The sequence below is a fragment of the Mycobacterium sp. NGS27 genome, from assembly GCF_059813005.1.
The window spans coordinates 171707-194836 of the sequence record NZ_JCALDT010000003.1 but is presented as its reverse complement, the minus strand read 5'-3'; the positions used below and the strand labels follow the sequence as shown (position 1 = coordinate 194836).

Genomic DNA, 23130 nt, shown 5'->3' with positions numbered 1-23130 from the left:
TACGTGGGTCAATGGCGCTTGAGCCGGCTGCGCCAACCCACGAAACTCGCGTACACGACCGTCAGCACCCCCAGCATGCCCACGTCGAACAGCCAGGCCTGCGCAGTGTGTTTGAAGTGGCTGTCTTTCGGTGCGAGCGGTCCGGGCTCGATCGTCCACAAGTCGACGGTCGAGGCCTGCGCCGCGAAACCCCAGCGCGAGGGCACCGCCCACGACATCTGGTCGAGACCGAGCCGGTCGGTGACCGGGATCATCCCGCCGCACAGCACCAACTGCAGCATCAGCGAAACCACCAGCAGCGGCATGATCTGCTCGTTGGAGCGGGCGAGGGAGGACAGCACCAACCCGATCATCGCCGCGGTGACGCACATCGCGGCGGTCGCGACGTACAGCTCGAGGGTGGCGCTGCCGAGGAGCAGCGCCGGCCGCGTCGGTGCTCCCTTGCCCAGAATCGTGATGGTCGTCGCGATCGCCGACTGGACGACGGCGAACACGGAGAACACGGCCATCTTCGCGAGCAGGTACGCCTTGGTGGACAGGCCGACCGCCTGTTCCCGACGGAAGATCGGGCGCTCGCCGATGAGGTCGCGGATCGTCAGCGCGGTGCCCATGAAGACGGCGGCCATGGTGAGCAACATCAGTACAGAGCCCGGCTCATCGGAGCCGTCACCGTTTGGATCGGCGACGCGGAAACCCGTCGAGCCCGGAACGGTGAGCGCCAGCGCGCCCATCACAAACGGCAACAGCGCCAGGAAGATGAAGTAGGCGCGGTCGGCGACAATCAACCGAATTTGGCGGCGGGCGATCGTCGCGAACTGGCGGCGGGTGCTGGAGCGGGCCGGGGCGCCCAGGTCCGCGGGCTTGTCCGCCTCGGCTGCGGCCGGGGGTGGTTTGAGTTGGGCCAGAAAACGGCGGTTGGCTTCGTCGGGGTCCGCGCCGACCATGCCAAAGATCTTGGCCCAGTTGGTGGTTCCCATGGTCGCTTCGATTTCGTCGGGCGGGCCGCAATACGCCGTCTTGCCGCCGGGCGCCATCAGCAGCACCTGATCGCAGAGATCGAGGTAGCTCAGCGAGTGCGTCACCACCAACACCACCCGACCGGCGTCGGCCAGCTGCCGCAACATGGTCATGACCTGAAGGTCCAGCGCCGGATCCAGGCCGGACGTCGGTTCGTCCAGGATCAGTAGGGACGGCCCGGTGAGCAGCTCGAGTGCCACCGAGGCACGCTTGCGCTGTCCGCCGGACAGCTTGTCCACCCGGGTATCGGCGTGCTTGGTCAACCCGAGTTCCTCGATGACCTGCGCGACCACCTGTGCGCGGTCCTGCTTGCTGGTGTCGGGCGGCAGCCGCAACTCGGCCGCATAACTCAGCGCCTGTGTCACGGTCAGCTGGCGGTGCACGACGTCGTCTTGGGGCACCATCCCGATCCGGCTGCGCAAGGACGCGAAGCTGGCGTGAATGTCGTGGCCCTCGAAGGTGATTGAGCCGGAGGTGGGACAGGTGGCCCCGGCGATCAGCCGGGACAACGTGCTTTTGCCGGCACCGGACCCACCGATGAGGGCGGTCAGCGTGCCGGGCCTGGCCGTCATGGATACCTTCTGGATCAACCGTTTGCCGTCGACGTCGAAGTCGACCTCGCGCACCTCCAGCCCGCCGGTGCGGGTGGCCGCTTCGGCGCGGCGGAGCAAGATCTCGCCGTTGAACACCAGGTCGACGTTGCCGATGGTGACCACGTCGCCCTCCGTCAGCGGCGCCGACAAGATTCGGGTGCCGTTGACGAAGGTGCCGTTGATGCTGTGCGCGTCGTGGATCTCCGTGCCGGTCGCGCTGGAGACCAAGTAGGCGTGATGGCGCGACGCCAGGACATCCGAGATGACGACGTCGCTGTCTTCGGCGCGACCGATCACGGCGGCGCCCGTGGGTGGCGCAGCGAGCGTCGACCGCGACCGCTGCACGGCCCGCCGCAGGTTGGTGCTATCGAACTGCGCGGCTTCGAGTGCCTCCGCTCCGATCTCGGTCAGTTGGCCTTTTGCCGCCGGCTGAGCGGGCCGTTCGGTCGGCGGCTGGGGCACGCGGGGCGGAGACGATTGGCCCGGATAGCCGACAGCGCGGCGCGGGCCGCCGGCCTGCTGCGGTGCCGGCGGCGGCGGGCCGCCCCGGGCGTAACGGAGCGGGGCGGGTTGCGGTCGCGCGATGCGGGGCGAAGAGCCGCCGGGTTGCTGCGGGTACTCGGGGTGCGCCGGTTTCGGGGCGCCGGGGCGCCTGAGGGCCTGCATACCTTCGACCGTCGGCGGCAGCTGGCCCACCGTCCTGTCGTGGCTTTCGATCACGAAGCTCAACCGCGGCCCGTCGGGACTTCCCACGTTGATGCTCTGGCCGTCGCGGATGTCGACGACGGCGACCCGGCCGCCATTGACGAACATTCCCGTCGGGGATCCGTTGTCGATCGCCATCCATTTGCCGCGATCGAAACGCAACAACAGGTGCGCGCGGGCGATCTGCGGGTGCGCGACGCGCATGTCGGCGCGCAGGTCACTTCCCACGACGACATCGTGACCGGCGGCAAAACTGCGCCGTGACCAGTTCGATTGGACCGTCAGCACGGGCGGTGCGGGCCTACTCATCCACTCAGTATTCGACCCGCCGTCTCCGCGGCGCCAGGGTTTCGCCATATTGGTCTGCAGTTCACCGATCGTCTTTGCTGTCCGGGCCGCCGCGGTCGTGAGTGGCAAGTCCGAGTTCGCGCGGCCGAGCCACGGGCGGGTCACGACTCGATCCCAATTCACCGCCGGCCGCGCAACTGAACGCCCTTGGCCAAAACGTGACCGAGGTGTGGCCAAACATCAACGCGCCCTTGTACTTTCGCAGCTCAGCGCACATTTATCATCCCTACTACAACAAGGTCATTCAAAAGGAATTGGAGCCATGCGGACGGGTGTTCGGTGTGTTCTTGCGGTGATCGGAGCCGCTGCGAGTGTTGTCGTGACGCCGGCCGACGTGAGCCTGGCGGCGTCCAACCAGTCGCGTGGGTTCGCGATCGCGTCGATCCTGCCGGCGCGCGACGAGGTGGTCGGCGTGGCGCACCCCGTGCTGGTGAGATTCACCGCACCCGTAGCCAATCGGCAGGCGGCCGAGCGCTCCATCGAAATCAAATCAACGCCCGCCATGACCGGCAAGTTCGACTGGCTCGACAACGATGTCGCGCAGTGGGTTCCGGACAGATACTGGCCCGCGCACAGTACGATTGCGCTGACAGTCGGCGGCGTGACCACTGAGATCAAAACGGGTCCTGCCGTGGTCGGGGTCGCCAACATCTCCGACCACACCTTCACCGTGAGCATCGACGGGGTCCAAACGGGACCACCGTCCGCACTGCCGGCGCCGCACCACCGGCCGCACTTCGGCGAGCAAGGCGTCATGCCCGCATCGATGGGTAGGCCGGAATACCCGACGCCGGTCGGCACGTACACCGTGTTGTCCAAAGATCCTGCGGTGACCATGGATTCGAGCAGCGTCGGCATTCCCGTCGACGATCCCAACGGTTACCTGCTCACGGTGAACTACGCCGTCCGCATCACCAACCGCGGCCTCTTCGTGCATTCGGCTCCGTGGGCCGTCTCCTCACTGGGACTCGAGAACGTCAGCCACGGCTGCATCAGCCTGAGTCCCGAAGACGCCGAGTGGTACTACGACCACGTCAACGTCGGTGACCCGGTGATGGTCGTGGACTCGACTTACAATTAGGAAGCTCTGCACTTAGGCGTTAGCCCGGTGCGTCGCTTCAATCACCGTGACGTGCGCGGCTTTTGGGACTTTTGGGACGCGGCGACGTTGCCTTGCCTGCGCGCCACGCAACGGGACGGGCCCGCTGGTGACAAACCAGCGGGCCCGTCCCGTTCACTCAAAACTCGGCGTCAGCTCGCGCCCGAGGGGCCGGCGGGAACCGGCTGGCCGGGCACCGGTCCGCCGCTCGGTGCCGGACCGGTTGGCGCATCCTTCACCCCGGACATGTCGATGAGCGGAGCGGCCGCGTCCAGGGGCGCACCGGCAGCCGCCGGCCCACCCAGCGCAATCAGCGGCGCGCCGGCCGGCACGACCGGCACCGGCGGCACTACCGGAATCGGCGGCGCGAGAGGCAGCGGCGGCACGATCGGCACCGGAGCACCGACCGGCACGGGGCCTGGCACGGCCATCGGCACGCCGGACATGTCAATCATGGGCGCAGCGCACATGCCCCCGGCGGCCGGCGCACCAGCAACCACGGGCCCTGCGCCCGCGACCGGACCGCCGGCGGCCGGCGCCTCGCCGGCCTGCCCCTCGATGCACGCGTTGCCGCCCGTGATCAGCGGGGCGGCCGCCGCATTGGGGCTCAACGCGATAGCAGCCCCGCACAACCCAACGCCGGCAACTACTTTGATGTTGAACCGATCGACGATCGCCATCAGCGTCAACTCTCCTTTATTCACGCTCAGCTATTTCGCACTGGTGCAGCAGGCCCGCCTAGCCGTACCGAGGTCACTTTCGCGACCGCGCCAATTGTCAGCACCACGCGCGCGACACGCGCCACGCCGCACCGTGCCGTTTCCAAATGGTGACGTCACAACGGCGTCACGAATCAGAAGTCAAGGCAGATCGCCACTAAACGCCGAAGGCCAGCGGTCGCCGGACGGGTTTCGAATCTCACCGAATTAAATTTTGCGCAGGTGCTTCACAGGAAACTGTTGGTGAACAGTTATCGCGTTAAAGGTTACGGAGAAGTTAACATCGAGATTAGAACTGTTGACGTAACGAGGAGAAGAGGCTATGTCCCCACGTCGTCTCACCACCGGGTTCATCGGTTCGGCTCTGCTCGGCGGCCCGCTTCTCGCCAGCCTTATCTGGGCCGGTCCAGCACAGGCCGACGCGACCACTTTCCTCAATGACATGCACAGAGACGGCGTCCACGCCGTTACCGGCGGTGACGGCGCTCTGCTGCAGGCGGGCCTGAACGTATGCCAGCAACTGTCGTGGGGCGCCCCCGAATCCCAGCTCGTGGGTTTGGCGCTGCAACGGTCCGACGAACGGCAAGGAGCCGGCGGGCTCAGTCCGCAGCAGGCCAACGACATCGTCGGCTACGCCGAGCGTGACCTTTGCCCCAGCGGCTAGGGCTCATCTGACACTTCCGTAGTTTCGCGGCCCATGAGCGTGGTCGCCTGGATTGCGCGCCGGTCCGCGGGTACCCTCAGCCGTTCTTGGCCGACTGTTCACTTCCCCGACTTGTTCGCGCAGCGGGTGTTCGCGGTTTTGTGTAAAAGTGCATCATCGGCATCCGGCGCACACAGGGAGAAGGTTGATGGCGGCACGCAGGCAGTTTGGCCGGTTCGTGGGTGCGGCGCTGGCGAGTGGCCCGCTTGTGCTCGCCGGGGTCCTCTGCGCCGGCCCGGCGCGCGCCGACCAGGCCGCGTTCATCAACGACCTGCACAACGCCGGCATCCACGCCGTCAACGGCGGCGACCCGGAGCTGTTGCAGATGGGTGCCGACCTTTGCCAGCAGCTTTCGTGGGGCGCTTCTCCGCAACAGCTGGAGGCTTTGGCGCTGCAGCGCTCGGACGCCGACCAGGGCACCGGTGGGATCAACGGTCGACAGGCCGCAGACGTGGTGATCTTCGCGCTGCGTGATTTGTGCCCCAACGCCTGACGCGTTTTAGCCCCACGCGCGGCGGTCCGCGCTAGGGTGACCTCGCGTGAAGCTCAACGCAGCGAACGTGACCGGTCTCAAGATCCCGGTCCCGACGTATGACCGCAGTCAAATCGGCGTCGGCATAGCGCATTTCGGCGTCGGCGGTTTTCACCGTTCCCACCAAGCCATGTACATCGACCGGTTGCTCAGCGACGGGTTGGCCCAGGACTTCGGGATCTGCGGAATCGGCGTGCTGCCGGGTGATCGGCGCATGCGCGACGCGCTGCGCGGCCAGGACCATCTGTACACGCTGATCCTCGAACACCCCGATGGCACGCGGGAACCGCGGGTCATCGGCTCCATCGTCGACTACCGTTATGCGCCTGACGATCCCGGCTCGGTGGTCGATCTGCTCGCCGATCCGGCCACCCGGATCATCTCGCTCACCATCACCGAGGGCGGCTATCAGCCACCGCTGAGCGCGGTGTTCGAGTTGGTCGCCGAGGCGTGCGATCGGCGGCGCGAGCGCGACCTGCCCTCCCCCACGATCGTCTCCTGCGACAACATCGCCGGGAACGGCGACATGGCGCGGCGCGTCTTCACGTCGTACGCCGAACACATCAACCCCGAACTCGCGCAATGGATGCGCGAGAAGACCACCTTCCCCAACTCGATGGTCGACCGGATCACACCGGTGACCACGCCCGACGTGGTCGAGCGGCTGGACTCCGAGTTCGGTGTGGCCGATGCCTGGCCCGTCATCGCCGAACCCTTCGCCATGTGGGTGGTCGAAGACGATTTCGCCGCCGGCCGGCCGCCGTTGGATCAAGCAGGGGTACAACTCGTCGACGACGTGGCGCCGTATGAGGCCATGAAGTTGCGGCTGCTCAACGCCTCCCATCAGGGCCTGTGCTATTTCGCGTACCTCGCCGGATACCGGCTGGTGCACGACGCCGCCCAGGATCCGCTGATCGCCGAGTTCCTTGCCCGCTATATGAATTCGGAGGCCATGCCGACGCTGCAGCGCATCCCGGGGCTGGACGAGTTCAAAGCCGGACTCCTGCCGCGCTTCGCCAACGCCTACATCCGCGACACCGTGGCCAGATTGTGCGCCGAATCCTCGGATCGCATCCCGAAGTGGTTGCTACCCGTGGTGCGTGACAATCTGCGCACCGGCGGCGCGGTGCGGCTTTCCGCGGCGATCGTCGCGAGCTGGGCGCGCTACGCCGAGGGCGTCGACGAGCAGGGCCAACCAATCGAGGTGGTGGACCGGCTCGCCGAGTCCCTTGTTCCGATCGCCCGCTCGCAGCGCGACAACCCCGTCGCGTTCCTGGCCAACCGTTCGGTATTCGGTGATCTCGTCGACCACGAACGCTTCCGCGAGTCCTACCTGTGGGCGCTGGACTCGCTGCACCGCAACGGCGCCCGCGCAACGCTGCGGGCGCTGATCGGTGCCGGCGGATCATGACGCTGGTCGCCGGCATCGACTCGTCGACACAGTCCTGCAAAGTGCTGGTGTGCGACGGCGCCACCGGCCGGGTGGTGCGCGAGGGACACGCCGATCACCCGAACGGCACCGAAATCGACCCGGACGCATGGGAAATCGCCGCCCGTAAGGCCATCGACGACGCGGGCGGCCTGGATGGTGTCGAGGCGGTCGCCGTCGGTGCGCAGCAGCACGGCATGGTGTGTCTGGACCGCGCCGGGCGGGTGGTGCGTCCCGCGCTGCTGTGGAACGACGTGCGATCGGCCGGCGCCGCACACGCACTCGTCGGCGAGCTCGGTGGCGCGCATGCCTGGGCCCGGGCCGTCGGCGTCGTGCCGCTGGCCGCGATCACTGTGGCGAAACTGCGCTGGCTGGCCGACCGGGAGCCGCAGCACGCCGACCGCACCGCGGCGGTCTGCCTGCCGCACGACTGGCTGACGTGGCGCCTGCGCGGCGAATCCGACATCACGACCCTGACCACCGACCGCAGCGACGCCAGCGGCACCGGCTACTACGACGCCGCAACGGGCGCTTACCGCTTCGATCTGCTGGAACTGGCGCTGCGCGGCCGTCGGCCCCAGCTGCCGACCGTGCTCGGTCCGTCGGACCGAACCGAAGGCGGCGCAAGCACATTCGGAGCGGGACTCGGTGACAACGCCGCCGCGGCGCTCGGCCTGCGCGCCGAGGAGGGCGACGTGGTCGTCTCCATCGGGACCTCGGGGGTGGCGGCCGCCGTGACCGCGGATCCGGTGCGCGACGACGCGGGATTCGTCGCCGGATTCGCCGACGGCACCGGGCGCTATCTCCCGCTGGTGTGCACCCTCAACGGCGCGCGGGTGCTTCAGGCCGCGGCCACGATGCTGCGAGTCGGGCAGGACGAGCTGTCCGGGCTCGCGCTGTCGGCGCCTCCCGGCAGCGCCGGGCTGGTGCTGATTCCGTACCTGGAAGGCGAGCGAACGCCTAACCGGCCCAACGCAACTGGAGCGGTGCATGGTCTACGCGTCGCGAATGCGACTCCGGCCAATCTGGCCCGGGCCGCGGTGGAGGGACTGCTGTGCTCGCTCGCCGACGGGGTGGCGCATCTGGCCGCGCACGGTGTCGCCGCGCGGCGGATCCTGCTGGTCGGCGGCGGCGCCCAGTCCCGGGCGCTACGCGAGATCGCCCCCACGGTGTTCGGCATGCCGGTGCTGGCACCCGCGCCGGCGCAGTACGTCGCGCTGGGCGCGGCGCGGCAGGCGGCGTGGGCGTTGAGCGGCTCGGACCGTCCGCCGGCGTGGCATCCGCCGCCCACCGACGAATACACCGCGGAGCCCGCGCCCGAGGTGCTGGCGCATTACGCGCGGGTGCGCGACCTCACCGAGGGAGTCACCGGTCGTCGCGAAGCGGACGAAACACCGGAAGGATTCGGTACTTCGCGCTGAAGCTGGCCTTGTCGTACTTGTCGCCGACCTCGCCGTCGCACGCGACGACCGTGGGACCGTCGACGGCACTGAAGCTGAATTCCGGCACCTGCAACTCGTGATAGAGCGGGCTGCGCTGCAGGCGCCCCAGGACGAGCGCGGTCAGGATCCTGGTCCTCGCCCAGCGCCGGCCGGCCTCGAGGATGCGGACGTCGATCAGGCCGTCGTCCATCCGGGTCCGCCGCGCCGGCGCGAACCCGTTCGGCAGGTACAGCGAATTGCCCAGGAAGAACAGCGATGTCAGCAGGGTCTTGTTGTCGTAGCGGATACGCACGGGCTGGTCCGCGCGCAGCGTGCGCAGCATCGCGTAGAGCCCGGCCAGCGGCTTGCCGATGCGTTTCTCGAGTTTCTCGCGGCGCCGCACGAAGGCCGGGTACGCGCCGATGCTGGCGGTGTTGAGGACCATCTGAGTTTCGTTGAGGCACACCAGGTCCACGCACGCGACGTGGCCGCGCCGGATGGCGTCGACCGTCTTGGCCACGGTGTCACAGCCGATGTCCTTGGCGAAGTGGTTGAACGTCCCGGCGGGAAAGACCGCCAGCGGAAGTCCCGCGTCGATGGCCACCCCGGCGGCGGCCGCGACGGTGCCGTCACCGCCGCCCACGGCCAGCACCTCGGCTTGTTCGGCCGCGCCCCGCAGAACCTGCACCGGGTCGTCGTCGGGGCCCAGTTCGCGGATGTCGACCTTGGGCAGCTCGGCGCGCACTTCCTCGACGACGCGGGCGCCGGTGCCGCTGCCCGACTCCGGGTTGATGACCAGGATCACCCCGGCGCCGTCGGGCCGCTGCGGCGCGGCGACGCGGAGCGGTTCGGTTCGCGGCCGGGCGGTTTCGGTGATCGGCGGGACGAGCCGCCCACCCAGCACGGCCAAGCCCGAGCCGATGCCGAATCCCGCGATGACGTCGCCGGGGTAGTGTGCGCCGGTCGCCACCCGCGACAGGCCCACCAGCCCGGCCAGCAGCGCCAGCCCGAAACCCAGCGGCGCGTTCTCCAGCCCCACCCCGACGGCGAACGCGGCGGCGCTGGCGGAGTGTCCGGACGGCAGGGAATTCGACGTCGGGCGCCGGCGGACCTGCCTGATCAGCGGCACCAAGTCATACCCGGGGCGCGGCCGCCGGCGGATCCGCTTCGCGACCTGGTTGGTGACCAGGCTGGTTACGGCCAGCGTCACCAAGCCGCGGGTCGCGCCCCGCTGCGCGCTTTGCCTGCCCGTGGCGAGCAGCGCCGCACCGATGCCGACCCAGAGCTTGGAATGGTCCGCCGCGCGGGTCAGCGGCGGCATGACCCTGTCCAGCAGCGGGGTGTCCGTTTCGGCGATGGCATCGAACAGTTCGCGGTCCAGCGTGCCCAGTCCCCGGGTGATCTGTTTGATGCCGCGTCCGCGTTGGCGGGGCCCCCTGTTCATTCGCTACACCCTAAATTGGTCCGGAGACATGGACGCACAGGGCTATTGCATGAGGTGGCGCGACAACGCCGAACGCCGCGGCGTGGACGCGCACGTCGTCGCCGAGATCGCCCGCCGGCACGGCGTCACGGCCGCACGCTTCGGAGTGCTCGAGGGCATGGCCCAGCTCGAGGACCCGCACGGCAAGTCGTTCTTCCTCATCCCGGCCTACGCCGACGGCGCCCGCGCCCGCGACGCCGCGCTGATGACCTACATCCTCAACGCGGATACCGGCTACGGTAAGCCGGGCGGGCGGCCGACCGACTTTCCTTCCACCCCTTACAGCGCCGCCGAGGTGGCGCGAATCATGTTCCGGCAGAACGCAAATCGCTGGAGCTACCGTCGCGACGTGCCCTTCGTGCACCGCAACGGCGGACGGCTGGTCGCCACCCCCAACGGCATGCTGATGGGCTTGGGCGGCAACTGGATCCAACGGTTGTTCAGCCAGCGCGGCGGCACTACCTGGGGTGACATCTTCATGATGAACACGGGCAAGCCCGCCGACCCCGGCGGGCAGCTCCGCCAAGTCGTCTCATCCGGGCACGCCTGGTATCTCGACGGCAGCCGCACGCCCCGCGTGAGCCGCCTCGACCTGGACCGGGTGTTGCATCACGAAGAGCGGCACGCCGCGCAATGGGCCGACCGGGGCTACCTGGGCATGCTCGCCGGCTACGGCCGGGAGTTGTTCCGCGAGTTGGTGTCTGGCGCGGTGAACAGGTTCGAAGAGGACGCCGGCCTGTCCGACGGTGGCTACAGGGCGTGAATCCCGTGGTAGAGCACCATCGCGCCGATCACCACGAAGACGGCCGCGAGCAGGGCGCCGTTGTTGCGGTCCATCCAGTCCTCGAGCCGCGCCAGCGTGTCGTCGAGGCGGCTACCGGCCGCCACGTACGCCAATATCGGGATCGCGACGCTGGAGGCGGCGATGGCCACGAAGAAGGCCGCGGCCGCCCAGTCGCCGGCGAGGCCCAGTCCGCTGGTGCCGATGCCCAATCCCGCCGGGACGCAGATGAGCGCCACATCCGGGCGCACCACGGCCAGCACCGCGCCGATGATCCCGGCGCGGGCCGGGGTGATGCTGGCGAACGAGCGCATCCAGGCCGGGGATTCGGCCTGGCCGTGCCGGTTGAGCCATCGGTAGATGCCGTAGACGATCAGCGCCGACCCCAGCACCACGCGCAGCCACGATGACCACCGCGGAGGCGCCTTGTCCAGGCCGCCCAGCAGGCCGGAGGCCGCGACAGACAGCGCCGTCAGCGCGGACAGGCTGAGCAGCCAGCCGCCCAGGAACGCAAGGCTGCTCGGCCGCGGCCGCGGCGCCTGCAGCACCAGCACCGCCGGAATGACAGTGAGCGGTGAGAGCGAGATGACCAGTCCGAGCGGAACGAGGCCGGTCAGCACCGTCCCCCAGCTTCCTGCCATGGGCGGCATCCTGCCATCGCCGCGGGCGATGCGACGTCGAACGCGCCGAACCGGGTCAGGCCAGCGTGCGAATCCCGTTGTAGAGCACGATCAACCCGATCAGGAACAGGATGACGGCCATCATCGCGTCGTGGTTGGCCTCCATCCAGGCTTTGAGACGTTCCAGGGCGTCGTCGAGGCGGTCACCGGCGCCGACGTAAGCCAGTATCGGGATGGCGACCGTCGACGCGGCGAGCACGACGAAGATCGCGGCGGCGATCACCTGGGCGCCGGCGCTCAGGCTGCTGTTGCCGACGGCCAGGCCGGCGGCCGCGCACAGGATCAGCACCTCTGGGCGCACCGGCGCCAGCACGGCGCCCATCACTGCGGCGCGTACCGGCGAGAGCGTGGAGAACGAACGCATCCAGCGTGGCATGTTGCGCTGGCGATGCCTGATGAACCAGTGGTAGGCGGCCAGGGCGAGCAGCGCCACGCCGAACGCGAGCCGCACCCAGGCCGCCCATTTCGGTGGGGTCGCGTGGAAGCCGCTGAGCAGCTCCGAGCCGCTGACGAACGCCGCGGTGAGAGCTGCCAACCCCAGCAGCCAGCCGCCCAGGAAGGCGAGGCCGGCCGGGCGTGGGCGCGGCGCATGCAGCACCAGCACCGCGGGAATGACCGTGATCGGTGACAGCGCGATGACCGCCGCCAGCGCGACGACTTTGCCCAGCACCGCGGCCCAACTTGCCTCCACGGGCAGCAATCATCGCATTGGCGTGACGCTCACGCAGCGGTTGACCGCACCGGTCAGCCTTTGCGGCGCAGCGTCCACGCGGGCACCCAGTGCGTCACGGTTCTGCGCTTGGATCCGTACGCGACGGGATAGGTCACCAGGCCCCACCAGTCGCCCTGCTCGCACAGGGCCCAGCAGCTCAGCCACCCCTCGACGACCTTGTGCAGCTGCAGACCGTTGGGCTGATACCGCCCCGAGCGGTGCGGCTCGCGCGGGAAGAGGACGGTCAGGTCGACCAGAACCGCGATCGCGGGACGGACCACCCGAAACGGGCTGCGGACCGGTTGGCCGTTGTACCCGATCGACGCGAGCGGACCCATTGATCGATCATACGTTCGAACAGGCGCATCGTTGAGCCCCCTGATCGGGGCAGTTGGCTTCTGGCAACATAGCGGTGTGTTCAGCCAAACCGCGACGTCCAGGGCGGTTCGGTGAGCATCGCAACCACCGAGGCGTCAGGCGGTCGCCGCGGCGCGCCGGACGGTCGCCGGTGGGCGGCGCCGGCCGCGCTGGACCCGCTGGTGATCGCGATCGTGGCCGCCGCGGTGAGCATGGCCGGCGCCGCCCGGCCCTCGTTCTGGTACGACGAGGCCGCGACCATCTCGGCCGCCTACAGCCGGTCGCTGGGCCAGCTGTGGCACATGCTGGCCAATGTCGACGCCGTCCACGGTCTGTATTACGTCCTCATGCACGGCTGGTTCCAGGTCTTTCCGCCCACCGAGTTCTGGTCGCGCGCGCCCAGCGCGCTGGCGGCGGGCGGCGCGGCCGCCGGCGTCGTGGTGTTGGGGAAACAGTTCTCCTCCCGCAGCGTCGCGGTGGCCTCCGGTGCGTTCTGTGCGATCCTGCCGCGGACCACGTGGGCGGGCATCGAGGCCCGCCCTTACGCGCTGTCGATGATGGCCGCGGTGTGGCTGACCGTCCTGCTGGTTCACGCCGCGCGCCGCGACAACGCGTGGCTGTGGCTGTCGTATGCCGTCGCTCTGGGTTTCTCGATCCTGCTCGACGCGTACCTCGCGCTGTTGCTGGCGGCCTATGTCGTGTTCGTGTGCATCTTCCACCGACGCCGAATGACGTTGCTGGGCTTCGCGATCGCCTCGGCCGCAGCAGTGGCCGCACTGCTGCCGTTCCTGACGGCGGTGGCCGGCCAGGCACACCAGATCAGTTGGGTGGCACCCATCGGTCACCGCACCGTCGAAGACGTGCTGATGCAGCAGTACTTCGAGCGGTGTCCGCCGTTCGCAGTGCTGTCGGCGCTGCTGATCGGCGCGGCAATCGTGTTGTGGCTCAGCGGGTCCGCTCGCCCGGCGGGCCCGCAGCGCCAACTGCTGGTGCTCGCGGCGGGGTGGCTTGCGGCGCCGACGGCCGCGATCGTCACGTATTCGGCGCTGGTTCACCCGATCTACACGCCGCGCTACTTGTGCTTCACCGCCCCCGCATTGGCGTTGATCCTCGGCGTCTGCAGTGGCGCGGTGGCCGCCAAACCATGGGTGACAACGGCGGTCATCGGCCTTTTCGCGGTGGCCGCCGCTCCGAATTATGTTCGCGTGCAACGCAACCCGTACGCCAAATACGGCATGGACTACAGCCAGGTCGCCGACCTGATCAGCGCGAAGGCGGCACCGGGCGATTGTCTACTGGTGAACGACACGGTGACGTTCATGCCGGCGCCCATGCGCCCGCTGCTGGCGGCGCGCCCGGAGGCCTATCGCAAGCTGATCGATCTCACGCTGTGGCAGAAGGCGACCGACCGCAACGACGTGTTCGACACCAATCTCATCCCCGAGGTGGTGACCACGCCGCTGAGCCAGTGCGGCGTCGTCTGGATCATCACCCAGGCCGACCCGTCCCAGCCGCCGCACGAGCAGGGCCCGGCGCTGCCGCCAGGCCCGGTCTATTGGGCGAGCACCGCCTTCGCGGTGCCGCACGACCTGGGCTTCCGGCTGGTGGAGCGCTGGCAGTTCAACCTGGTCCAGGTGCTCGAAGCCCAGCGATAGTCACCAGATGTGGATCCAGTCGACGAGCATGTCCGCCGGGTAGGTCGCCGCCGCGGGATCGCCGGCGCCGACGCCGCCGACCGCCAGGGTGAACATGGGTGTCATCCAATAGCCGGGGTTGTTGAACGGCCACCGGAAGTCGTCGGGGGCGCCGCCGTGAACATGGATGGGTTTGTTCGGAACGCTGAAGTACTGTGCCCCGTCTCGGGCGAATTGAAATCCTTCTTCGCCCCAATGCATGCGCCAGGTGTGCCAGTTGCCGTCGACCATCCCGGGGATCGACTTGCCCTCCCAGGTCTTGCCGTTCGACGCGGCGTGCACGGTCGTCCCCGGAGGCCACGAGCCGTTGCCGTACCACTCGAAGAGGTCAACCTCGCCGTCGGGCAGCGGATCCTCGTTGACGCCCCAGAACGCGGACCACAGGCCCGGCTCCAAGCAGTTCAGCTTTATCCGAGCTTCCCAAGTCTGGTTGATCATGCTGCGGAAGTTGCCCCGCAGTTTGGCGCCGTAGTAGGTGTCCCCTTCCTGGGTGGCGCGCAAAACGAGGTTGGAGTTCCCGTCTTGGAACACATTTCGGCGGTCGTCGCGGTATATCCCCGCGACCGGCGGGAACACGTCGTCCTGCCAGGTCTGAATGGTCCATTTGCCCGGGTCGGGAGCCGAACCCGCGGGGCCGTCGAACTCGTCGGCGAAGATGTAGCCGCCGCCTCCGGCCGCCGGCGCGGCCGGCACCGGCGGGCCCGACGGGGCCGCCCACGCGCCCGGCAAGCGCATCGCAGCCCCGAGCATGCCGAGGCCCGACATCAACATCATGCTGCGACGATCCATCTAATCCACCAATCGTTCGAAGCCGGCTCGTCAAGCTCGGCGGACTCTCCCCAGGCAACTCTCGCAAACGGTGTTATGAAACCACGCGGTGGGGTGGCATGCATGCCGCGGTCGGGGTCCGCGCGCACCCGATCCGCGCGCGGCGTTCCCGCTCACGAGCCGCTGCCGCGATCCCCCTGGCATAAACAAGCGACGATAGCAGCCGAGTGGGCCACTTCTAGGGATTTCGCGACTCAACCATCAACTTAGTTGACATATGCGCCGCCGCTGGTATCAAGGAGGTTGATGGTTTGAGAAAGGAAACAGCCATGTCTCATGGATTCTTCGGTAATTTCGGTGGTCCCGGTTTCGACGGTCCGGGCTTTGGCGCTCCGGGATTCGGCGGCCCGGGCGCCGGCGGTCCCGGCTTCGCCCACTTCGGCAAGAAGGGTCGCCACGGCCTCAAGCGCGCGGCGTTCGTCACCGCGGCATTGCTGCTGGACGGGCCGGCCGACGCCGCGCAAGTGGTGCAACGGGTGTCCGACGCGACCGGCGGCGCGTTCACGCCTCCGCAGGACGTGGCCGAGCTTGCGATCGGCATCCTCGCCGGGCGCGGCGTGGTCACCGTCGACGGCGGCGTGGCGACGCTGACCGAACTCGGCCGAAACGTGTTGGCATGGCGCGGAATCAGCAGCGAGACCGCCCACGCCTTCTTGAGCCGTGCGGCCAAGTTCGGTGACGTGGTGAAGATCCGCAAGGAATTCTTCGAGATCGCCGGACTGGCCCGCACCATCGCATGGACGGGCACCGACGAGCAGAAGCAGCAGCTCGCCGAGGCGCGAACCAAGGTGCTCGAGGCGCTGACCGATGCGCGCAAGGCGCTGCACCGGGCGCTCGGCGCCGCCTAGCGGCGACTGGGTTCGCTCAGCCTGACCAGGGTCTTGCCGACGTTGACGCCGGTGAACAAGCCGTTGAGGGCATCGACACAGGACTCGATGCCCTCAAAGATGGTCTGCCGGTGGTGAAGTCGGCCTTCGGCCGCCCACTGGCGTAGCGCGGCGAACGCCTCGTCGAAGCGGCCCCACTGATCGAGCGCGTTGAACCCCTGCATCAGGGCGGTCTTCGACAGCAGGTTCACGTAGTTGGCAGGCCCGGGGTGATCGCCGGTCAGATAGCTGGAGATGACGCCGCACAGCACGACGCGCGCCCGGGCGGCCAGGCGGCCCAGCACGGCGTTGAGGATGGGACCGCCCACGTTGTCGAAGTAGACGTCGACGCGTTGCGGGCAATGCTTTTTCAGCGCCGCTGCGACGTCGTCGTTCTTGTAGTCGATGCACGCGTCGAACCCGAAGTCCTCGACCACCGCCCGACATTTCTCCGGCCCGCCCGCGATGCCCACCACGCGGGCGCCGGCGATCTTGGCGATCTGCCCCGCGACCGATCCGGTGGCGCCCGCGGCCGCCGACACCACCACCGTCTCCCCCGGCTGCGGCCGGCCGATGTCGGTCATCCCGAAATAGGCGGTGGCGCCGGTCGGCCCGTAGACCGACATGATCGCCAGCTGGTCGTCCTCGCCCGGGATCGGCGTGCTGAACAGGTCGTCGCGGATGATCACGTACTCCTGGAAACCGGTCAGCGTGGTGACGACGTCGCCGACCGCGTAGGCGTCGCATCGCGACGCCACCACCTCGCCGATGCCGGCCGCCCGGATCACCTCACCCAGCTGGACCGGCGGAAGGTAGCTGGGCTGGTCGTCGAGCCAGGTGCGGGCGGCGGCGTCGATGCCGACGTAGGTGGTGCGCAGCAGCGCCTCGCCCTCGGCGGGTTCGGGCGCGGGCGTGGTGACCATTTCGGTGTCATCCGGTTGGACAAGCCCGGACGGACGGCGACGAAGGAGGACCTGGCGATTCGGCAAATCGGGCACGATCGTAAAAACTACCGAACGGCCCGGAAAGCCAGAAGCGAATGGCATATTCATCCCATGGCAGCAAACGAAGACCCGGAGGACCGAATCCGGGAACTCGAGCGCCCGCTCGCCGAGACGGCGCGGGCGTCCGAGCAGGGCAGCTCGCAGCCCGCCGGGCAGCCGGGCGCCCCACCCCCGCCGGCCTCGTGGAATTACGGCGGCCCGCTCCCCGAGCCATTCCAGCAACGCCCGTCGAGTAACCGCGTCTGGTGGATTCTCGGCACGGTCGTCGTCGTCGGCGTGTTGGCCCTGGCGGGGGGCATCGCCGCCTTTGCCGCACACCAAGTTTCCGGCGTGAGGTCGATCATCGGCTCGCCGCCGACCATGTCCACCACGTTGCTCCCGCCGAGCGTTTCGACGAATCCCGTTCCATCACAGAGGAAATCACCTTCGTCGTCGACGTCGACCACCGCCCCGCCGGGCACCGAACTCAGCGTCGCCGGCATCAACGAGAATCGGACCATCGCCTGCAACGACAACATCGTCAACGTCAGCGGAGTTTCCAACACGGTGACGATCACCGGCCACTGCACCAGTCTGTCGGTGTCGGGCGTGCAGAATTCGGTCACGGTCGAGGCCGTCGAGGCCATCGACGCCTCCGGCTTCAACAACAAGGTCACCTACCACTCGGGCGGGCCGAAGATCAGCAACTCCGGCGGCTCCAACGTGGTGCAGCAGGGCTGAGCGAAAACGATTGTTACGCGGGCTCTTCGGCGTCGTCTTCGGTGTCGTCTTGGTCGTCGTCGAGGACGCTGACCGCAATGCCGTAGGGCAGGAAACGCACCTTGCGTTTGGGGTCGACGTTGTCCTTGTTCGCCCGCAGTGCGTCGAGTTCGGTCGCATAGACCTGTTCGACGCGCGCGCCGCCGTCGGCGTCCACCGTGTAGATGGCCCACACGCCCTCACCGGCCTCGCCCGCGGTTTCGGGGGCGCTGCGCGGACGCCGCGACAGGTCGTCGAAAACGGCGGACCACCCCGTCCGGACACCGGGCCCGGCCACGAACTTGCCGACCCGCTCGAATACGTCGCGCAGCCCCTCGCTGCCCTCCCGGATCATTCGGTCGAACTCTTCGGGGTCGAATCCGAATCCACTGTGCTCGCCCACGCGACCTCCTTGGCGCTCGATGTCGTAACTGCCAGTGTGCGCTCAGTCGAGGCCGTTCGCCACGTGGTTACGGGCCGGGCGGCGGCGGGGGATTGATCGGGATAGGCACCGTGACGAACGGGAAATGCAGATACATCGTCACCGGTGGCTGCTGGGGCCGCGGCGGCGCCGCGGGCGGCGGGGGCGGTGCGGCAGGCGGGGGCTCGGGCGCCGCGGCCGGCGGGGGCGCAGCCTCCTGGACCGGTGGGGGCGCCTGCCGGACGGGCGGCGGCACGTACTGCGGTGCCTGCCGGGGCGGGGCGCGGTAGACCGGGGCCGCGGGCGGCTGAGTGACCGGGGCCTGCGGCGCGGACTGCTGCACCGGCGACGGTGCGGGTGCCGGGGCGGCCACCTCGGTTGGGCTGGGCGCGGGCGGCGGGGGCGCCGGGCTCGGGGCGGGCAGCTGCGCCTGCGGGGGGTTGCTCGGCGGGTTCTTCGGCGGAGGCGCGGGCAGCTGGACGCCGGGGGTGGCCACGCTGACGCCCGAAGTGTGACGGTCGGCCGGACGATCCGAGGTCAACGTCACCAGCACCACGCCGCCTATCGCGGCGACGATGCCGACCAGGGCGCTGCCGGCGAGCAGCATCGACCGAGGGCGGCGCGGCGGAGTGTCGTCCTCGTCCGCGACCGCGCTGTAGGCCCGCGCGCCGGTGCCGACGTCGGCGTTGCCCCAGACGTCCAGGTAGCTCGGGCCGAGCGCGGGGAGACTCAGCTCTCCGGTGCTCGGATCCAGTGCGTAGGCCAGGGCCGCCGTCGACGATGCGAACAGCGGTGCGTTCGCCGAGGCCAGGGCCGCACCGCGGGCCAGTGCCATGTCGGGCTCCTCGGGCGCGGTGACCGGAAGCGGGGTGGCCGCCTCGAGCGTGGGCTTCAGCGCCACGATGTCGGTTCCGCAGCCGATCAGGAACACCCCGTCGGCACGAGAGCCCCGCGCGTCCAGACCGGCGACCATCGTCGCGAGTTCGGCGGCCAGGCCTCCCGGGTGGTCGCCGCCGGTCTGGCGCCGGTGCAGATCGACGATCGAACCGTCGGCGACGTCGACCACGGCCAGCGTCGCGTTGGCCGGCTCGACGAACAGCATCGCGAGGCGTTCGTAACCCAGCGCGTAACCGACGGTCTGTGCGAGCGCGGCCGCGGCGAGCAACGGTGCGACCAGCATCACGCCGCCCAGTTCGCAGGTGGCGATCGCCTCCCGCAGCGCGCCGACGCCGGCGGGGTCACTCCAGGTGACCCCCGTGGAGGTCAGCCGGTGGCCGCCCTCCAACACACCTTCGCGGCTGCCGATGATCGCGTCGATCACCTGGTCGACAGCGCCGGCCGCCGAATTAACCGAATTCCCAGCGGCCCCAACCTCGAACTCTTCTTGTTCGACGGTCACGCCGTCAGCATTTTGGCCCTCGATCGCCACCAGGCGGACTGTCCTGGGAGCCATCGACACCCCAAGCACGATGTCCACGTAGCGCCTCCAAAGCCCTTTTCAACGCCCTCTGCGAGGGCATGACGGGAGGAACCCCGCCCGAACTTGGTGACATAAACGTTACGCGCGTGCAGCTAAATGCGCAGGCGGTGTGCGTACGCAGGAATAACGCTAATAACCCGGCCCGAGGTACGGATTCTGCGCGCTCCCCGGGTACTGGGGGTACTGCGGGTACTGGGGGTACTGGGGATATTGCGGGTACTGCGGAGTCGCAGGAGCCTGCTGTTGTGGAACCGGCACCGGGATCGGGACCGGCAGCAGCGGAACGTGGATCCATTCCGTGGTCATCGGCACCGTGGTGGTGGTAGTGGTCGGCGGGGGCGGGGGTGTGGTGGTTTCCACCGGTGGCGGCGGCGCCGTGGTGGTCACCGACGGTGGCGGCGGCACCGTCGTGGTGACCGTCGGTTGCGGCGGCGCGGTGGTCGGCGGCGCCGTATGCCGGGGGGTGTAGACGGGCGCCGGCGGCGCGGTGGTGACCACCACCGGAGGCGGCGGGGGCGGCGGTGACGGCGGCGGTTCCGGCGGTGGCGGCGGGGGGCTCGGGATGGGTTGCGCGCTGGGCGGTGGGGGCGGCGGCACCGCGGTGGGCGGTGGCGGCGCGGCGGGCCGGGGCGCCACCGAGTTCGCCGGGGGCGCAGGCAGGGGCGCGACCGAGGGCGGGGCCGGCCGGTTCTCTATTCCGGTCAGCGTGTAGGCCACGCCACCGATCGCCGTCATGGCGACCACGGCCGACATGCCGATGATCAACTGGGAGAACCGAAGACGCAGCCAGGGTCGGCGTTCCCGGGGCGGCTCAATGACGTTGAGCCGCATCGACCAGCCAGCCGGTCCGTCTTCGTCGTAGGTTTCGCCACCGAACCGCATCCGCAGGTCGCCGGGGTATTCCGTTTGCGACCAAGCCAATTCGCGATCGGTAAGCGCCTCATCATCGATCACCAGCAAATCGCCGGCGCCGAGGTCGACGACGTCACCGGCGGCGTCGGCCGAGGCGAGCAGCCCTATCGACGTCCGCGTGCGCAGATCCAGCTCGCCACCGCGCGATGCCAGGATCAGCGCCCCGCTCGCCGCGGCCAGCGCGGGCTGCGAGGGCGTCAGGATCGGCATCCGGCCGTGGGCCGAAAGTCGTTCGGTGACAAACGGAATGCGTGCGCCGCCACCGACCGTGACCACAGCGACAAGGTCCGTCCAGTTCGTGCGGTAGCGCAGCAGCATGTCGTCGAAGGCGTAGATGAAGCCGGTCAGCCGGTCAGCAATCATCTCTTCGAGGTCGTCTTGCGTCAACGTCAAACTGCAGCTGCGCCCGCCCAGCACCGCGGTGATCTCGGTGGTCATGTCGGTCGAGAGCCGCTCCTTGCCCACCCGGCATTGTTCCCTGAGTTCGACGAGCTGCCCGACGCCGGCGGTGCTGGCCGGGTCCAGGCCGCTGCCATGCCCCAACTCCTCGAACGCACGCAGCTGCAACTCCTGGTCGATCTCGTCACCGGACAACGCGGCGTAACGCATGGTGGCGCTGACGAGTTCGAAGTCCCCCGCGACATTGACCAACGTGGCCGACGTGCCGCTGCCGCCGAAGTCGAGCAGGCCCACCACGCCCTCGTCGGGCAGGCCGAGCTCGGCCTTCACCGCCGTCAGCGACGCGATCGCGTCCGAAACCAGCCGCGGCGCCATACCGCTTCGCACGAAGCCCAGATGGGTTCGCAGCGCGTCGCGCAACGCCTGCACCGTCGCGGGCTTCCAATGCGCCGGAACGGCGATGGAAATCTCCGAGCACGCCGCATCCGCACCGGCCGCGAGCACCATCGCGTCCAGCGCCTCCACCGTCAGCAGCTCCGGGTCGTGCGCCGAACCGTCGGGTGACACCAGCGCAACGGAATCACCGATGCGCTCGATAAAGCCCTTCATCGGTACGCCAGGCTCGGTTAGGTACGGGTTCTCATCGGGCGCACCGATTTTCGGTGCACAGTGCGGGTAAAGGGTCAGCACAGACCGGCGGGTAACCGGTGGGCTTCCATTACGCGCAGCGACCAGGTTCGTGGTCCCGATCGACAACCCGAGTGGGTCGTACATAGAGCGAAACCTTCGTCTATAGGGGTCGGTGGCCAGCGTCAACGATAGCCGCGGACACGCGGAAAGCCGATGCTTCGCAATGTCATTGGTATCCGCTCGATGCCCTTGCGTCACCGAAGCGGTACCGAAAACCCCTTGACAAAACGCCTTTCGTTACAAGACCGTCAGCGGCAGCGAACGCCTCGGCTCGAACTGGAAGGTCGATCCCCCACTGACTCTGACGACGGAAACCTCTGGTAGTTCCTCGGTGGGAGTGTCGGTTTCGACCAGTTCGGCCGTCCAGTCGGTGGCCGTTCCGCTAACTCGAACCGCGATGTGCGGATCCACCGCGGTGGCGATCGCCTGGAGCGGCTGCACCGACTCCGGCGAGCACAGCGAGATCCAGGATCGGTCATCATGCGCCGGCGACGGGTGGACGTGCAGGCGGCTCGAATCCGTCTCGGCGACAACGTAGTCAGTAGGGTTCAGCAGCGGGTGCAGCTCGAGGACGCGCAGCACGCCTTCGATCCCGCCCGGATGGGGGCCCCTCCCGCTTGCGGGGGATTTCAGTGCGCGGTGAATGCGCTCGGCGGCCACACCCGCGATGCCGGTCAGGCCGCGGGTGCACACGCCGACCGCTTCGTCGTCGTTCGCGGCGCGTGCCCGCACCGCGATCGCGAACGACAAGTACAGCAGGTGCATCTGCAGGCATACTTCGTCGGCCATCCGGACCAGCGCCGAATGCGAGAAGGCGGCGAAGTCGAAGTCGGACAGCAACGGCCCGGAGTAATCCGCCTGCCCGTCGTCCGAGGAGTCGATGGCGTCGAGTTCCCATGTCGCAGCGCGCGTTCGGCTGACGATGTCGAGCGCCGGGATGCTTTGCGCTTCGGGATGGGACTCGTCGATGATGACGGTCCACGCGCAGTGCGGATGCCGGTCCGCCGGCGTCCGGGGCGGGCGATGGATGGGACGCACCTGGGCGCGCGGGTTGGTGGCGATCGCGGTGGCGTCGAAGGTGGGGTCCTCGATGGTGTGGCACATGCCGAACACGTACTGCTCGCCCATCGGCTCGACGTCGAGCAGTGCGCCGCAGTGGTCGAGGTGGAATTCGCCGTGCCAGCGGTCGTGGACCGTGTACCGGAAATCCATGAATTGCGGTGGCGCACCGATGTCGAGTTGTAGGCCCTTGAAGATGGTCACCACGTCGTCGCCCTCGTAGTTCAGGGCTTTCTGCATGCGCCGGGTGTAGATCGGGCTGGATCCCGCCCACTCCTCGATGGCGATCTGGACCATCTCGTCGCGCCCGAACGAGGAGATGCACCAGGCCATCCCGGATCGGTCGATCAGCTGCCCGATCAGTAGCAGTTCGGGAACCAAGACGACGAGCTCGTCGCGGGACAATCGCGCGTATCGCGAGGGGCTGCTCACGCCCCAAAAATAGACTCGACTATGTTAT

Annotated in this window: 21 protein-coding genes; 9 read left to right on the top strand and 12 right to left on the bottom strand. The window is 68.6% G+C overall.

The window, feature by feature from the left end; all coding sequences use genetic code 11:
- Positions 1-8: 8 nt before the first annotated feature.
- Positions 9-2624 carry an ATP-binding cassette domain-containing protein gene (locus AC5Y30_RS09415; RefSeq protein ID WP_499917847.1) on the bottom strand — a complete coding sequence of 872 codons (2616 nt, stop codon included), beginning with the start codon at positions 2622-2624 and terminating at the stop codon, positions 9-11.
- Between the two features lie 301 nt (positions 2625-2925).
- Between AC5Y30_RS09415 and AC5Y30_RS09410 the strand changes: the two genes are divergently transcribed.
- Positions 2926-3744 (top strand): L,D-transpeptidase, encoded by an 819-nt coding sequence (locus tag AC5Y30_RS09410; RefSeq protein WP_499917846.1) that lies wholly within the window; start codon positions 2926-2928, stop codon positions 3742-3744.
- Between the two features lie 170 nt (positions 3745-3914).
- Here the strand turns inward: AC5Y30_RS09410 and AC5Y30_RS09405 are convergent, their stop codons facing one another.
- On the bottom strand, positions 3915-4451 hold the full coding sequence (locus AC5Y30_RS09405; RefSeq protein ID WP_499918236.1) for a hypothetical protein: 537 nt from the start codon (positions 4449-4451) through the stop codon (positions 3915-3917).
- A gap of 352 nt (positions 4452-4803) precedes the next feature.
- Here AC5Y30_RS09405 and AC5Y30_RS09400 point away from each other — a divergent pair, with 352 nt between their 5' ends.
- The 4 genes from AC5Y30_RS09400 to AC5Y30_RS09385 all read left to right on the top strand — a co-directional run bounded on the left by AC5Y30_RS09400 (position 4804) and on the right by AC5Y30_RS09385 (position 8566).
- Positions 4804-5145, top strand: a complete 342-nt coding sequence (locus AC5Y30_RS09400) for a DUF732 domain-containing protein (RefSeq protein ID WP_499917845.1) — start codon at positions 4804-4806, stop codon at positions 5143-5145.
- A gap of 187 nt (positions 5146-5332) precedes the next feature.
- Entirely contained in the window at positions 5333-5677 is a 345-nt protein-coding gene (locus tag AC5Y30_RS09395; protein ID WP_499917843.1) for a DUF732 domain-containing protein, read from the top strand.
- 46 nt (positions 5678-5723) lie between these two features.
- Positions 5724-7127: a mannitol dehydrogenase family protein gene (locus tag AC5Y30_RS09390; protein ID WP_499917842.1), complete on the top strand. Its 1404-nt coding sequence runs from the start codon at positions 5724-5726 to the stop codon at positions 7125-7127.
- Complete coding sequence (locus AC5Y30_RS09385; protein WP_499917841.1) at positions 7124-8566, top strand: xylulokinase; 1443 nt, start codon at positions 7124-7126, stop codon at positions 8564-8566. Before AC5Y30_RS09390 ends, AC5Y30_RS09385 begins: the two co-directional genes overlap by 4 nt.
- On the opposite strand, the gene AC5Y30_RS09380 is transcribed toward AC5Y30_RS09385, so the two are convergent.
- Positions 8511-10010: a bifunctional phosphatase PAP2/diacylglycerol kinase family protein gene (locus tag AC5Y30_RS09380; protein WP_499917840.1), complete on the bottom strand. Its 1500-nt coding sequence runs from the start codon at positions 10008-10010 to the stop codon at positions 8511-8513. The two genes, AC5Y30_RS09385 and AC5Y30_RS09380, sit on opposite strands and share 56 nt — an antisense overlap.
- Positions 10011-10038: 28 nt before the next feature.
- Here AC5Y30_RS09380 and AC5Y30_RS09375 point away from each other — a divergent pair, with 28 nt between their 5' ends.
- Complete coding sequence (locus tag AC5Y30_RS09375) at positions 10039-10812, top strand: hypothetical protein (protein WP_499917838.1); 774 nt, start codon at positions 10039-10041, stop codon at positions 10810-10812.
- On the opposite strand, the gene AC5Y30_RS09370 is transcribed toward AC5Y30_RS09375, so the two are convergent.
- From AC5Y30_RS09370 to AC5Y30_RS09360, 3 genes are all read right to left on the bottom strand, one after another.
- Positions 10800-11471, bottom strand: coding sequence for a GAP family protein (locus tag AC5Y30_RS09370; protein ID WP_499917837.1), 672 nt, complete (start codon positions 11469-11471; stop codon positions 10800-10802). The two genes, AC5Y30_RS09375 and AC5Y30_RS09370, sit on opposite strands and share 13 nt — an antisense overlap.
- Positions 11472-11526: 55 nt before the next feature.
- Positions 11527-12180, bottom strand: a complete 654-nt coding sequence (locus AC5Y30_RS09365) for a GAP family protein (RefSeq protein WP_499918235.1) — start codon at positions 12178-12180, stop codon at positions 11527-11529.
- A gap of 74 nt (positions 12181-12254) precedes the next feature.
- Positions 12255-12560 (bottom strand): hypothetical protein, encoded by a 306-nt coding sequence (locus tag AC5Y30_RS09360; RefSeq protein ID WP_067134226.1) that lies wholly within the window; start codon positions 12558-12560, stop codon positions 12255-12257.
- 231 nt (positions 12561-12791) lie between these two features.
- Between AC5Y30_RS09360 and AC5Y30_RS09355 the strand changes: the two genes are divergently transcribed.
- A complete protein-coding gene (locus AC5Y30_RS09355; RefSeq protein ID WP_499918234.1) occupies positions 12792-14234 on the top strand; it encodes a glycosyltransferase family 39 protein in 1443 nt (480 codons plus the stop codon).
- Here the strand turns inward: AC5Y30_RS09355 and AC5Y30_RS09350 are convergent, their stop codons facing one another.
- Positions 14235-15062, bottom strand: coding sequence for a glycoside hydrolase family 16 protein (locus AC5Y30_RS09350; RefSeq protein WP_499917836.1), 828 nt, complete (start codon positions 15060-15062; stop codon positions 14235-14237). It abuts the gene before it with no gap.
- A gap of 308 nt (positions 15063-15370) precedes the next feature.
- Here AC5Y30_RS09350 and AC5Y30_RS09345 point away from each other — a divergent pair, with 308 nt between their 5' ends.
- A complete protein-coding gene (locus AC5Y30_RS09345) occupies positions 15371-15949 on the top strand; it encodes a hypothetical protein (RefSeq protein WP_499917834.1) in 579 nt (192 codons plus the stop codon).
- Here the strand turns inward: AC5Y30_RS09345 and AC5Y30_RS09340 are convergent.
- Positions 15946-16965, bottom strand: a complete 1020-nt coding sequence (locus AC5Y30_RS09340) for an NADP-dependent oxidoreductase (protein ID WP_499917833.1) — start codon at positions 16963-16965, stop codon at positions 15946-15948. The genes AC5Y30_RS09345 and AC5Y30_RS09340 overlap by 4 nt on opposite strands.
- A 57-nt stretch (positions 16966-17022) precedes the next feature.
- On the opposite strand from AC5Y30_RS09340, the gene AC5Y30_RS09335 reads away from it, so the two are divergent.
- A complete protein-coding gene (locus tag AC5Y30_RS09335) occupies positions 17023-17691 on the top strand; it encodes a DUF3060 domain-containing protein (protein ID WP_499917832.1) in 669 nt (222 codons plus the stop codon).
- A gap of 13 nt (positions 17692-17704) precedes the next feature.
- On the opposite strand, the gene AC5Y30_RS09330 is transcribed toward AC5Y30_RS09335, so the two are convergent.
- The 4 genes from AC5Y30_RS09330 to AC5Y30_RS09315 all read right to left on the bottom strand — a co-directional run bounded on the left by AC5Y30_RS09330 (position 17705) and on the right by AC5Y30_RS09315 (position 23102).
- Positions 17705-18112 (bottom strand): Rv0313 family protein, encoded by a 408-nt coding sequence (locus AC5Y30_RS09330; RefSeq protein WP_499917831.1) that lies wholly within the window; start codon positions 18110-18112, stop codon positions 17705-17707.
- A 67-nt stretch (positions 18113-18179) separates the two neighbouring features.
- Entirely contained in the window at positions 18180-19607 is a 1428-nt protein-coding gene (locus AC5Y30_RS09325; RefSeq protein ID WP_499917830.1) for a DUF7159 family protein, read from the bottom strand.
- Between the two features lie 132 nt (positions 19608-19739).
- Positions 19740-21695: an Hsp70 family protein gene (locus AC5Y30_RS09320; protein ID WP_499917829.1), complete on the bottom strand. Its 1956-nt coding sequence runs from the start codon at positions 21693-21695 to the stop codon at positions 19740-19742.
- Positions 21696-21848: 153 nt separating this feature from the next.
- Positions 21849-23102, bottom strand: a complete 1254-nt coding sequence (locus AC5Y30_RS09315; RefSeq protein ID WP_499917828.1) for a hypothetical protein — start codon at positions 23100-23102, stop codon at positions 21849-21851.
- Positions 23103-23130 lie beyond the last annotated feature (28 nt).

Excerpts from the sequence above, each read along its gene's own strand:
- AC5Y30_RS09415 (WP_499917847.1), bottom strand. The coding sequence starts at position 2,624 with ATGAGTAGGCCCGCACCGCCCGTGCTGACGGTCCAATCGAACTGGTCA.
- AC5Y30_RS09410 (WP_499917846.1), top strand. The coding sequence starts at position 2,926 with ATGCGGACGGGTGTTCGGTGTGTTCTTGCGGTGATCGGAGCCGCTGCG.
- AC5Y30_RS09400 (WP_499917845.1), top strand. The coding sequence starts at position 4,804 with ATGTCCCCACGTCGTCTCACCACCGGGTTCATCGGTTCGGCTCTGCTC.
- AC5Y30_RS09395 (WP_499917843.1), top strand. The coding sequence starts at position 5,333 with ATGGCGGCACGCAGGCAGTTTGGCCGGTTCGTGGGTGCGGCGCTGGCG.
- AC5Y30_RS09385 (WP_499917841.1), top strand. The coding sequence starts at position 7,124 with ATGACGCTGGTCGCCGGCATCGACTCGTCGACACAGTCCTGCAAAGTG.
- AC5Y30_RS09380 (WP_499917840.1), bottom strand. The coding sequence starts at position 10,010 with ATGAACAGGGGGCCCCGCCAACGCGGACGCGGCATCAAACAGATCACC.
- AC5Y30_RS09375 (WP_499917838.1), top strand. The coding sequence starts at position 10,039 with ATGGACGCACAGGGCTATTGCATGAGGTGGCGCGACAACGCCGAACGC.
- AC5Y30_RS09370 (WP_499917837.1), bottom strand. The coding sequence starts at position 11,471 with ATGGCAGGAAGCTGGGGGACGGTGCTGACCGGCCTCGTTCCGCTCGGA.
- AC5Y30_RS09360 (WP_067134226.1), bottom strand. The coding sequence starts at position 12,560 with ATGGGTCCGCTCGCGTCGATCGGGTACAACGGCCAACCGGTCCGCAGC.
- AC5Y30_RS09355 (WP_499918234.1), top strand. The coding sequence starts at position 12,792 with ATGGCCGGCGCCGCCCGGCCCTCGTTCTGGTACGACGAGGCCGCGACC.
- AC5Y30_RS09350 (WP_499917836.1), bottom strand. The coding sequence starts at position 15,062 with ATGGATCGTCGCAGCATGATGTTGATGTCGGGCCTCGGCATGCTCGGG.
- AC5Y30_RS09345 (WP_499917834.1), top strand. The coding sequence starts at position 15,371 with ATGTCTCATGGATTCTTCGGTAATTTCGGTGGTCCCGGTTTCGACGGT.
- AC5Y30_RS09335 (WP_499917832.1), top strand. The coding sequence starts at position 17,023 with ATGGCAGCAAACGAAGACCCGGAGGACCGAATCCGGGAACTCGAGCGC.
- AC5Y30_RS09320 (WP_499917829.1), bottom strand. The coding sequence starts at position 21,695 with ATGTACGACCCACTCGGGTTGTCGATCGGGACCACGAACCTGGTCGCT.